Here is an 11,536-nt window from a genome sequence, read left to right on the forward strand (position 1 = left end):
CCCGAGCGCTTTCTCCACCAAAAACCGCTGGAACCTGAGCCCGACCCGCCACCCCGTCAAGCACACGCCCCCTCAACCCGACTCCGCCAGCGACCGCGCCAGCAACTGCGCCATGTGCAGCGCGGGCACCGACGCCATATGCGCCACCTGCTGCCGGCAGCTCGTGCCCGACGCCACCACCACCGTCCCATACGGCGTGTGCGCAATCTGCTCCACAAACGGTTCCCCCACCCGCAACGACAACTCATACGTCGCCGCCATCGCCCCAAACGCACCCGCCATCCCGCAACAACCCGTCTCCAACAACCGCACCGTGCGCCCCGGCAGCCGACCCGCCAGCCGCGCCATCACCGGCCCCAACCCCTTCACATGACAATGCGCATGAATCAACACCAGACCGGCCCCGGATTCCCACCGCACCCGATCCGGCTCCGCCGCCAGCGCCCGCTCCACAAACACCTCAAACAACACGCACCGACCCGCCACCGCCTCCGCACCCTCCAACCCCAACTGCCCGTAATCCTCCGCAAACATCGTGTAACACGACGGCTCCAAAAACACCACCGGCACCCGCGGATCCTCCCCCCGCAGCAAATCCAGGTTCCACCGACCCAACGCCCGCGCACGCTCCAGATCCCCCTGACTGAACGCCGGCCGACCACAACAACGCCGACCCCGCACCAGCTCCACCTGATACCCCAACGCCTCCAACACCCGCACCGCCGCCCGACCCACCCCGGGCTCGTGATACCGCACAAACGTGTCATCCCACAAAAGCACCCGGCCACGATCCCCGCCCCCCACACGACCCCGCCGCGCAAACCACCGGTCAAACCGCTCCCGCGCAAACGCCGGCAACGGCCGCTCCGCCGAAATCCCCAAAACCCTCTCCATCCCCCACCGCACCCACCGCCACCGGAGCATCGCATTCGCCAACCGCGGAAACCGCGTCCCCCACGGCCCCAACAAATCCACCCGACTCACCCACCACGCCCCCCACGGCATCCCCACCGCCCGATGCCGCGCCTGCAACAAATCCGCCTTCAATAACGCCAGATTCACATTCGACGGACACTCCACCTCACACCCCCGACACCCCAAACAACTCTCCAGAGCCAACTGTAACTCCTCCGAATCCCACAAACTCCGCCCCTCCAGCCCCCGACCCTCCAGGACCGACCGGATCAAATTGGCCCGGCCCCGCGTCGTCAGCGCCTCCCAGCCCGTCACCGGCCACGTCGGACACATCACCGGCGTCGACTTCAAACATCCCCCACACCCGTTGCACTGCTCCAGGTTCGCCACCAACGATCCGTCCCGCGGCCCGTACACCAACATCGGCTCAAACGGCAGCTTCAACTCGTACCCCGGCCCCTGCCGCAAATCCCGGTCACACGCATACCGACCGTCCGGAATGATCTTTCCCGGATTGAACAGTTGATGCGGATCAAACGACCGTTTGATCTCCCGCATCGCCCCCAGCAGATCCTCCCCCAACTGCGCCTCCATGAACTCCGTCCGCGCGATCCCCACCCCGTGCTCCGCCGCCAGCGACCCCCCAAAACACGCCACCAACCGCGACACCCCCTCCGCCACCTGCCGTAACCGCCGCACATCCTCCGCCCGATGCAGATCCAACACCGGCCGCACATGCAGCAGACCCGAGGCCGCATGCCCGTAAAACGACGCCTCCAAACCCAGCTCACCCAACAACCCCTCCAACGCCTCCACATACGCCGGTAACCGTTCCGGCCGCACCGCCGTGTCCTCAATGATCGTCGTCGGCTTGGCCGGCCCCTTCCGACTCGTCAGCAGGGACAACCCCGCCTTTCGCAGCGACCACACCAGCCGCATCTCCCGTTCCCCGCGCAACACCAGACAACCCAAACCCAACCGCCGCCGCTCCAGAGCCGCCAGCTTCTCCTCCACCGCCTCCAGAAACTCCACCACCAACAGCGACTCGCACGGACGGTCGTCCAACCCCAGCAGCGCGCGCGCCTCCGCAAACGCCGGTTGCCCCCGCGTCTGATCCAGCAGCAACCGGTCCAGATGCTCCACCGCCGCCGGCTTCAAATCCAGCACCGCCACCGCCGCCTCCAACGCCTCCCGACGCGTCGCAAAAAACAAAATCCCCAACCCCTTCTCCGCCGGCAGCGGCACCACCCGCAACACCGCACTCAAAATCCCCGCCAGCGTCCCTTCACTGCCGCAGATCAACTGCACCAGATCCCCCGGCCGCTCCAGGTACCGGTCCAACGCATACCCGGGCCAGCGCTTCAACAGCCCCGGCGGCATCCGCTCCCGAATCCGCAGCTCGTGCAACTGCACCACGTCATCCGCCACCCGACGCTGCGCCGGCAACGCATCCTCCCCGGGCCGCAACCACCGGATCCGCCCATCCGACAACACCACCTCCACCGCCACCACGTGATCCGCCGTCGTCCCGTACCACGGCGCCCGTGCCCCCGACGAATTGTTCGCAATCATCCCTCCAATCGTCGCACGGTCACTCGTCGCCACGTCCGGCCCGAAACAAAACCCGTGCGGCCGCAAAAACGCATTCAACCGATCCAACACCACCCCCGCCTCCACCTCCACCGTCCGCGTCTCCGGATCCAACCGCCGGATCTCCCGCAGGTGGCGCGAAAAATCCATCACCACCCCGTCGCCCAGGGCGCCCCCCGCCAGACCCGTGCCGGCCCCCCGCGGGATCACACTCAAACCCGCCTCCAACGCCGCCTTCACCAGCGCACTGGCCTGCCGCCCGTTCCGCGGAAACGCCACCGCCGCCGGCTCAATCCGGTAAATCGAGGCGTCCGTCGCGTACAACTGACGGGTCACATTGTCGAACGCCACCTCACACGAGGCCGCCGACAACAACGCGCGCTGCTGCGTCGTGGTCATGGGTCCACCAACGGTTCCCCGCCCATCCACACCCCACCGCTTCCCCGCGCCCGCCTGCCTCCGCCACCCGCACCGCCCGGCCGAACTGCCCGGCCAACCCGCCGTCCACACCCGCCCCCGAATCCATCCCGGCAGCCCCGCCCCATCCCGCGGGACGCCCGGATCACGACGACGGGCCCTCGCCCGGGTCCGCATCCTCACCCGCCGCCAGTTTCCGCACCTGCAACGGAATGCTCACCAGCGGCTCGCCGTCCATCCGAATGTCCACCGCATACAACCCCGGCGCCGGAAACGACACCTGCTGCATGTTGAAAATGAAATTCCGCGTCGCAAAATGCGTCTCCTCCGGCAGGTAGATCTCAAACCCGATCTCCAAAGGCGGCACAATCGGCCGCCCGTCCGCGTCCATCAACTGCAACTGCAACCGATGCACCCCCTCGTCCGCCGTGGTGAACGTCAAACGCAACGCCACCGCACATTGCGGGTGCACCGCCGGCATCCGCGGCGCACAAATCGTGTCGAATGCACCCAGCAAATTCAACTTGCCGCGATCATCCGTGGCGGCATCGCACAGGACGGCCACCTGCACGTTCATGCCCCCGAGTCTACAACCCGCCCCCGACCCGCACCAGTCACACCTTGCCGCACCCCCTGAACCCCCGCGCACCGCCACCATTCCCCAAGGGCCCCTCGTGACACCCACCCGGCCCGAAAGGACCGCCTCCCCTGACTCCGCAAAACCACGGGCACCATGAACCTCGCTCCCCCGGCGGCTCCGTCCCCTCACAACCCGCCCCGCAGAATCCAACCGCCCTCCGCTCCAAACCCCCTCTCCATGTCCGACCTCCGAACCCTTTGTGTCACCGGTGTTCCTCCACTCCGCACCCTCGTGGGGGGCGGCGCGCAGAGCGACCTGCACCCGGCAGTGCTGGTACAGACGCCGGAACGGATCAGCTACGACCCCGGTCGGAAATGTTGTCCGGGACGGTCGATGGGTGTAGAGTCGAGATGCTGCGAACCGGCTGGTTTGCTGCATGGATGGCCGGGTGCGTTATTCGTGGAGCGGTGTCCGCGACCTCACCGGCCGGGCTCGCCATTGCGACGAGTGATCAAATTGCTGACCACTGCCCGGCACTTCAAGCAGACCGGACCTGCAAATCTTCCCCGTTCAACCCGCATGGACGACCTGAACTGGAAGTCCCCATGGGCCGTTTCCCCGTTGTGCCCGGCGTTCCGGCTTGCGACGGCCGGGCAGCCCGTGCCTTCTGCGGTTACCGAGGCTCGCACCGAGCGATCGACCACGATCGAGACCGTGTTCATCGATGGCGCCGGACAACCCTTGAGGAAAGACCGGGACCGGCATTTGCGTGTTTCTCCGGGAAGACACCGTGTCGAGTTTCGCTTCGGACCCACGCAGGTTGCGGCAGACGACCCGTCGCGGCCCGGCATCCCCACTGTCTGGCCGGCCCGGGATTGGCGCCGGGCGGTGTGTTCTGCCGGTTCGAAGCGCGGCGTGGGTGGTGTGCGGCCCTCGCTTCCAGCCAGACGACGTGCTGGTGAGTTGATCTCGCGATTGCACGAGTTTCATCCCGAACTCCGGCTGCCCCCGGAGCCATTCTTCCGCTTTTTCGCCGACGCGGCCAACCTCGACGCGCTCACGCCGCCGCGGCTGCATGTTTACATCGCCTCGCCGTTGCCCACCGAGATGAAAACCGGCACGCTGATGAATGACCGGCTGCGTGTGCACGGTCTGCCGTTGCACCGGTGCACCCGCGTCAACGTCTGGCAGCCGCCGCATCGATTCATGGACGAACCAATTCGTGGCCCTTATCGGCAATCGATTCACGAACACACTTTCGAGGTGCGCCACGGCGGCACGCCCGCCCGCAACCACGTGCGCCACGCTGTGCCGTTGGATTGGCCGGTTCAGCGCCGGCCGGGGCGGCCGAGCATCGAGCGGAGCTTCCGGTTTCGTTCCGAAGCCTTGCGCGGACGCTCCCCGGCAACGCAGCCAACTCCCGTATGACAACTTCAAACCCCACCACTCGTGCTCCGCGGCCTTACCTCGCGCTGGCCGGCTGGGTGTTGCTCTGTTTTGCCGCCGCGTCATTCGGCGGTTTGTTCATGCCGGGCGAATGGTATGCCGGACTGAAGAAACCGTCGTGGAATCCGCCGGCCCGGGTGTTCGGACCGGTGTGGACGGCGCTCTACACGATGATGGCGGTGGCGGCCTGGCTGGTGTGGAAGCGCGGCGGGTTCGCGGCACAGCGCCGGCCGCTCGCACTCTTCCTCGTGCAGCTGGCACTCAACGCTGCGTGGACGCCGCTGTTCTTCGGGCTGCATTGGACCGGCGTGGCCTTCGCCGAAATCGTGCTGCTTTGGCTGGCAATTGCGGCGACGATCGCCGCGTTTCGTCCGGTCAGCCGCGTCGCCGCGTGGCTGCTCGTGCCCTATCTGACGTGGGTCGGTTTTGCGGCGGTATTGAATTTCACGCTCTGGCGCTTGAACTCCTGACCTTTCCACTTTCAAATGACCACGCACTCTGCAACCTCTCTCCGGCAGATCACCACGCTCGCATTGACCCTTGTGATTGGTACCATGAACGCGGATGCCGCTTCCGAGATCATCCTTTTCGACTTCACGACCTCCACGAATTCACCCGGGTGGCAGGTCGTCAACGACGATGTCATGGGCGGCGTGTCCACCAGCCGCTTTGAAGTTCTTCCCCATGGCGCGGTGTTCAGCGGCGTCTTATCGCTGGAAAACAACGGTGGTTTTGCCTCGGTCCGCTCCTCGCCGATCCGCCAGAGCCTCAGCGGCTTCGATGCCTTCGTGATCCGGGTGCGCGGCGATGGTCGCCGCTACAAATTCACCGTGCGAACCGGGACGGGTTTCGACACGCCGCTTTACCAATGCGACTTCACCACGAAACGCGGCGAGTGGGAGGAGCACCGGCTGCCGTTCAAAGACTTCATCCCGACCTTTCGCGGACGGGTTTTGACCGACGCGCCGCCGCTGAACCCCGCCAAAGTGGCCTCGGTGGGATTCTTGATTTCCGACAAGCAGGAGGGTCCTTTCCAACTGGAAGTGGCGTGGATTAAAGCGTCAGCCAGCGCAGGCGAATGAGCATGAACGTCCTTGTCACCGCGGCGGCTTCCCCGGCCGGGCCGTGGTTGCACGGCCGGCGCAAGCGCCGGGTTGGGCACGCCCGCCGAACACCCGGCCCTGGCGACCGCCCGCCCGGCCGTCGCGCCGAACGCCCGGAGCGCCGGCTTCCTCGATGCCGCCAATCAAAACCTCGGCCACCTTGAAACCCAGGTTTTCCACGACATCAAGAGAGAGCCTCCAGCGCCAGACGCTCCGGCGCGCCGCCCGGTCCAAACCTGCCGCCAATCTCCCGCCCCGGGGCTGCCCGGTCTGCGGCCGGGCCTTGAGCCGCTGCTCCCCGGGCGACGACCGCACCCCCCAGAGCCCTTCCAGCCACATCACCATCCGACGCACCCGCGGCCAGTCCAAGCGCTGACGCAGGTGGCGTACCTGACGACCAACCCTTTGGAGCGGGCATGAGGGCAGGTTGGCCTGCGTCTTTTTGCCTGTCTTTCGGTCCATTGTTTGTGGTGGCCCGTCCGCCGTGCGGCGCGAGTCGCAGCAACTCTGCCGTCCTGGAACTCGACGGGAAGCGTCCAGTCGCTCGCGCCAACCTCCATCGGGATTCGAATGTCCCGAACCGTCGGTCCCTCTGTGCCGGGACACAAAAACGTCCATGGAGCGCTGCCAATTCGCCATTGCGCCCCTTGGCCGACTGAGCGCCGGGCTGACGGCCTCTCGTAAACCCGCAGTGGAGCACCTCAGCCCGGCGCGTTGCGGTCGCATGTGAAAGTTCCACGTTCGCAAACACGTCCAAAGAAGTCTACCGATGGAACCCGGCGACCGACGCCCTCACCGCGCCAACATCCGCCCCGCTCAACAACCAAAGCGCCTCTTCGTAACCCTTGATCTCCGGGTGCGCATTGAAGCGATTGCCCGCTCCAGCAATCCGGTTGGCCGTCATGCTTCTCACCCGCTTCGTCAGCAACCATGGATCGAAGGCGCCGGGCAACCAGGCGGTCGTATCGGTCACGGCTTCAGTGGGAAACGGCGTACACGAACAGGGCGGTGCCCATACCGCAGGTCATGAGCGCCTTGATCACCCAATACATCCCCACTCGCAGTGCAGCAACCCGGGCGTGTCCCTGTGAAACGACCCACTGCAGCGAGCTATCGAAGTTCTCGATCACCGCGGGCGGGAGCTCCAGCGTGGTGCGCATTTTCACGCACAAGCGGTCGACAGCCAGCAGAACAACCAATCCGGGGGACAAGACAACCGACAATCAACCAGCGCAACACGCGCCAGTGTCGGCTGCGCTTGTCCAGGCAAGCTGCAGAATCGGGGACCACCTGTCGTTCCCCGGTTGGAAGGCCGACGTTGTGCGTGTGTGCTAACGACCCGGGCTCGGCCCCCGGGCACACAAGGAGGCCCGCTTGCAATCCCGCTGCAAGGGCCGCATTCCATGCAGCGCGTGATCGGGCAGCGTAATGATCACCAGAACCACGCACGCCATGCCCGGGCCACAACAAGGAGCACGATGTAGCTGGCGATGTTGGCAATGGCTGACATGCGGTAAATCCCCCGAACAGGTTCCGGCTCCTTCCGCATGCTCCATCGAAGGAACCAACCCTCAATGAAAATGCTGAGAACGCACGCCAGAACGTAGGCCATGACGACGTAGGTCTCGAAATACGGGCCCGGGCCGACTGTCCGTGTACCACTCGGCAAGATCTTCGGAACGAGGCCCGAAGGCAGAACAAGGCTGATCAGGAAGCCGACACCCCCCGAAAGGATGTTCGCGCCCAGCACGTCACCAAAACCCGGGCGCGTTGGATGAGTGCTCAATCGTCGGTAGCAAAGAAACTCGGTAACGAGGGCTGCAATGCCGGCAACCGGAAACAGCAGCGGCCAAATAAACGGCGCCATGAACGCGGGGAATATGATATTCGCAAGTATCGGCGTCATCGTATACGAGTGGCCCGGCATTTACCTGAGCACCATTGGATCGTGGAATGCAGTCGCCATATCGCTCGGATACAACTGTGGCTTGGCGTCTAGAGCTGTCAAACAAAAACGTCGCGCGCTGACCGATGTTCGTTTATTGAGCCCGACCAGCAAATAAGCCACCGACCCTCTGACGGCCTGCGGTCGATTTCCCGGACCCGCTTCGGGAAGCTGATGCGTTAAATGATGCGGTGCCGCTGCGCCTCGGGTGCCACGAGACACCGGGAAGCGAGGAGTTGCGTGATTCCTTCTCACAATAAACGCCACGTTCGTGCCTGGCGTGGTGTTTTGGCGTCACGCCCGGGGTGTGCAAGTGTACCCGCCTGGCGCCCCGGCTGCCGCTGACGATCAAGCTGGCGGCCACCAACGTGGTTTACGGCGCGCTGCTCCTGCTGGCCTACGGCGTCGGGCACTGCGCGGTGATTGTCGCTGCAGGCACATCCGCCGAATTGGTGCAAAAGCTGCTCGACTGGAACGAGCAATCAAAAGGGTTGACGATACTCAAGATTGTGTGTGGTGTGCTGGTGATGCTGGGCGGCGTGTGGCTGGTGTACACCGGGCCATGAGCCGGACGGGCGTAAAGGCGCGATTCACCTTAAAGAAACTGTTGTTCCCAGCAGGAGGGTGAAAGTAGCGCGACGTGCGCCCGGCGTTGGTGGTGCAAGCGCCGGAGCTGCTCGTCCACGACCTGGACCGGAATCTTGTCCGGGATGGTCGGTGGATGTACAGTTGGGATGCTGAGAACCGGCTGGTGCGCCTGATGAGCTGGGGCAATGTGGATCGGCGTCGGGTGGACTGGACGTACGATCCGTTGGGGGTCGGGCACGGCAGGTGCGCCGCGTCTGGACCAACAGCACGAAGCGGACGGAGGACGGCACAGGCCTGGTGCTGTACGAATACCGCGCCCACAGTCCCGCCCTGGGAAGGTGGTTGAGCCGGGATCCGATTGAGGAGCAGGGTAGAGCGAACCTGTTTGCATTCTGCGTGAATCAAGCGGTTGGGACCACCGATTATTTGGGATTGCAGTTTGCGCCGCCAGGTTGGCCCCGGGCTGGTCCCGGATCACCTCCGTTTCCACCACCGCAGCCTCCTTTGCCGCAACCGCCGCAAACTCATGATCCGGAAGAATTCGCCTTGTGGAGGCGGGTCGTCGATGGCAGCGACAAGAAGTTCCTTGAACGGCTCTGTACGCGTGTGATAAGCACGTGTAGTGGTTTCCGAACGCACGTTCAGCATTACAAGTCTGCGCAGGAGCCTTGCCCGGGGCCGCCTCACCTGTGGGGCCGGCGATTCAGTGGGCGCGAAGTCACGACGCCTGAGAAGCATTGCAATCGATTGGTATGTGGTCCCTGCAACAACAATGGTACAGCTCTGAAGCATGGGTCGGGCGCGGGCAAACCAGGCACGAGCGCATCTGATGAAGAGATCATGGACTGCATTCAGATGGAAAACCTGATCGGCGGTACAACGTTCCAACATACGTGTGTAGTACCTGCGCGAGGCAGGCGGTGCGGGATTGTGGCCTCGCATGTCAGTGACGTACATACAAGTTGTAGCCTATGTTGGGTCTTATTGTCCCTACCCTGGTGATTGCTGCAGTAATAGTGTGTGGCGTGCGCGTGGTGCGGACGCTTCGTGCACAAAAGTCTCGCGGAAAGCTACTGCTGTTTGTCCTCCTAACTGTATGCGCCGTTGCTGTCGGCATCCAATACGGGGTTCTCCATGTATTTCCATTAAGCGAGCGTTCCGGGGTACAGGGCATACCAATGCCATTAGTGATGTTTGTCAACGAAGATGGCCAATGGACATGCTATGCGATTCCCACCCCGGTCGGGTATTATTGTATGGTTGCAAACGTATTGGCTCCCGTCCTGGTTGTGTGGTCGGCGTGGTTATTGGGTGGAAGGTTGTGGCGTCTTAAGGGGAAAGGGGGTAGGAAAACGCCTCAGCAGCCGAGCAACACCAACATGTAGAGAATACATCCCGGTCAGGTGTGAAAGTTGGCCCTGTGCACTCAATGTGGGACGGGATTAGAGGCATTGGCGAGCGGGCCTCCTGACCTGCAAGGGTCCGATGCGCCCGTGGAAAAGAACAAGGGCAAGTGCGCGTGTAGAACGAGATGCACCTGACGATCGTGAGCATACGGACGATGGGCGTGCCAGCGATGAGGGTGCGGCGGTGCAGCCAAGGGAGACACCCTCTCGTCACGGTCCGTGGAAGCATGCGGCACGGGGGACCGTGCCCTCCCCCGCCATTGCCAAATCAAGGCACCCTGGCGCATTTGCCAGGCCGGGAGGGACCGCGTCCCCACGGCCAGCAAGAATATGGGGCGCAGAGGCCTGTGCCCCTCCCGGCGGGCGATCACCGGCCCAATATGTTCAGTCGCCGAGGACGGCGACCCTGTGGAGCGGCGTGAGCCGCCGCATGGGCGGGCACTGGGGACCGTGCCCCCTCCCGGTGTGGCACCCAACTTAGGGCATGCTGCGACATCGGCCCGTCCGCGAGGGACCGCGTGGTTGCGATCTGCGTCCGGCCGGGAGCGGGGACGGTACGCCCCCCGGATTTTTGCCGAATCGCAAGGCCCTCCGCGAACTCCGTCAGGTCGGGATGTGCCGCGTCCCCGCGGTCCGAAGAATGCCGGGCACCGGGGGCGATGGCCCTTCTGCAGTGGTGCCAGCTCTTAGCGCGCCCCGGAACACCGGACAGCAGAGGGACCGCGTGGCGGACGTCGGCAAGCAGGCGCCCGCGCAGGCAAGCCAAGGGCCGTGGGTCCCTCAGGGCGCCTGGTGCAACGGCAAATCCGAAGCGGACTTCCCTTGGAGCCCGCCGGCTGGCCCTCCCCGAAGCCCTCTCCGTTTCCAACCTCTGTGCCCTCTGTGTCTCCGGGGTTTAATCGCTGCGTGCCTCCGTGGTGGAACGCGCGGTGCCTCGCGCCCGAAGAAATTTCTCCACGTACTTGCCCAGCAGATCCGCCTCCAGGTTCACCACATCACCCACCCTGCGTGTGCGCAGGTTCGTCACCTCATAGGTGTGGGGAATGATCCAGATCCGAAAACCGCGCCGGTTCACCCCCGCGACCGTGAGGCTGATTCCGTCCACGGCGACGGACCCCTTGTACACAATGTACCGCATCACCTCCGGCGGGGCGGCAATGTCCAGCACATGATCCTGCCCGGCTCGTTCCCATCGGGTGATCCGGCCCACGCCGTCGATGTGGCCGGTGACGAAATGTCCCCCGAACTCGCCCCCGGCACGCAGCGGCCGTTCCAGGTTCACCAGGCTGCCGGGCTGGAGATACTGGAAGTTGGTTCGTTCCCACGTCTCCCGCAAAAGGTCGAACCGCACCAGCGTGGACCCGGCACGTTTCCGGACCTGCACGGCGGTCAGGCAACAACCGTTCACGGCCAGGCTGCCCCCCACTTTCAACCCCCGGCCGGTCTTTCGAGCCCGGACGGTCAGTTCGATGGCCCTGGCGCCGGGCTGGATTTCCACCACTTCCCCCGCTTCCTCGACGATGCCCGTAAACATGCAGGCATGGTG

12 protein-coding genes are annotated in these 11,536 nt (G+C 64.5%); 5 read left to right on the top strand and 7 right to left on the bottom strand.

The window, feature by feature from the left end; translation table 11 throughout:
* Positions 1-72: 72 nt before the first annotated feature.
* Positions 73-2,904: an FAD-binding and (Fe-S)-binding domain-containing protein gene (locus tag G4L39_RS06630; RefSeq protein WP_165106870.1), complete on the bottom strand. Its 2,832-nt coding sequence runs from the start codon at positions 2,902-2,904 to the stop codon at positions 73-75.
* Between the two features lie 163 nt (positions 2,905-3,067).
* Positions 3,068-3,499 (bottom strand): DUF6941 family protein, encoded by a 432-nt coding sequence (locus G4L39_RS06635; protein ID WP_165106871.1) that lies wholly within the window; start codon positions 3,497-3,499, stop codon positions 3,068-3,070.
* A gap of 966 nt (positions 3,500-4,465) precedes the next feature.
* Between G4L39_RS06635 and G4L39_RS06640 the strand changes: the two genes are divergently transcribed.
* The 3 genes from G4L39_RS06640 (at position 4,466) to G4L39_RS06650 (ending at position 6,030) form a co-directional block, all read left to right on the top strand.
* Positions 4,466-4,930: an SRPBCC family protein gene (locus tag G4L39_RS06640; protein WP_165106872.1), complete on the top strand. Its 465-nt coding sequence runs from the start codon at positions 4,466-4,468 to the stop codon at positions 4,928-4,930.
* The gene (locus tag G4L39_RS06645) at positions 4,927-5,418 is read left to right on the top strand and encodes a TspO/MBR family protein (protein WP_165106873.1); all 492 of its coding nucleotides are present in this window, start codon (positions 4,927-4,929) and stop codon (positions 5,416-5,418) included. Before G4L39_RS06640 ends, G4L39_RS06645 begins: the two co-directional genes overlap by 4 nt.
* A gap of 84 nt (positions 5,419-5,502) precedes the next feature.
* Positions 5,503-6,030: a CIA30 family protein gene (locus tag G4L39_RS06650; RefSeq protein WP_205880841.1), complete on the top strand. Its 528-nt coding sequence runs from the start codon at positions 5,503-5,505 to the stop codon at positions 6,028-6,030.
* A 15-nt stretch (positions 6,031-6,045) separates the two neighbouring features.
* Here the strand turns inward: G4L39_RS06650 and G4L39_RS06655 are convergent, their stop codons facing one another.
* The 4 genes from G4L39_RS06655 to G4L39_RS06670 all read right to left on the bottom strand — a co-directional run bounded on the left by G4L39_RS06655 (position 6,046) and on the right by G4L39_RS06670 (position 7,918).
* Positions 6,046-6,513 carry a hypothetical protein gene (locus tag G4L39_RS06655; protein WP_165106874.1) on the bottom strand — a complete coding sequence of 156 codons (468 nt, stop codon included), beginning with the start codon at positions 6,511-6,513 and terminating at the stop codon, positions 6,046-6,048.
* Between the two features lie 301 nt (positions 6,514-6,814).
* Positions 6,815-7,024 (bottom strand): hypothetical protein, encoded by a 210-nt coding sequence (locus G4L39_RS06660; RefSeq protein WP_165106876.1) that lies wholly within the window; start codon positions 7,022-7,024, stop codon positions 6,815-6,817.
* 4 nt (positions 7,025-7,028) lie between these two features.
* On the bottom strand, positions 7,029-7,217 hold the full coding sequence (locus tag G4L39_RS06665) for a hypothetical protein (protein ID WP_165106878.1): 189 nt from the start codon (positions 7,215-7,217) through the stop codon (positions 7,029-7,031).
* 266 nt (positions 7,218-7,483) lie between these two features.
* Positions 7,484-7,918 carry a hypothetical protein gene (locus G4L39_RS06670; protein ID WP_165106880.1) on the bottom strand — a complete coding sequence of 145 codons (435 nt, stop codon included), beginning with the start codon at positions 7,916-7,918 and terminating at the stop codon, positions 7,484-7,486.
* Positions 7,919-8,301: 383 nt separating this feature from the next.
* On the opposite strand from G4L39_RS06670, the gene G4L39_RS06675 reads away from it, so the two are divergent.
* Positions 8,302-8,562, top strand: coding sequence for a hypothetical protein (locus tag G4L39_RS06675; RefSeq protein ID WP_165106881.1), 261 nt, complete (start codon positions 8,302-8,304; stop codon positions 8,560-8,562).
* 265 nt (positions 8,563-8,827) lie between these two features.
* Positions 8,828-9,586 (top strand): RHS repeat-associated core domain-containing protein, encoded by a 759-nt coding sequence (locus tag G4L39_RS15770; RefSeq protein ID WP_205880842.1) that lies wholly within the window; start codon positions 8,828-8,830, stop codon positions 9,584-9,586.
* Between the two features lie 1,299 nt (positions 9,587-10,885).
* On the opposite strand, the gene G4L39_RS06685 is transcribed toward G4L39_RS15770, so the two are convergent.
* Positions 10,886-11,524: a riboflavin synthase gene (locus tag G4L39_RS06685; protein WP_165106883.1), complete on the bottom strand. Its 639-nt coding sequence runs from the start codon at positions 11,522-11,524 to the stop codon at positions 10,886-10,888.
* Positions 11,525-11,536: the final 12 nt, after the last annotated feature.

The sequence above is a fragment of the Limisphaera ngatamarikiensis genome (assembly GCF_011044775.1).
GTDB classification, from domain to species: Bacteria; Verrucomicrobiota; Verrucomicrobiia; order Limisphaerales; family Limisphaeraceae; genus Limisphaera; species Limisphaera ngatamarikiensis.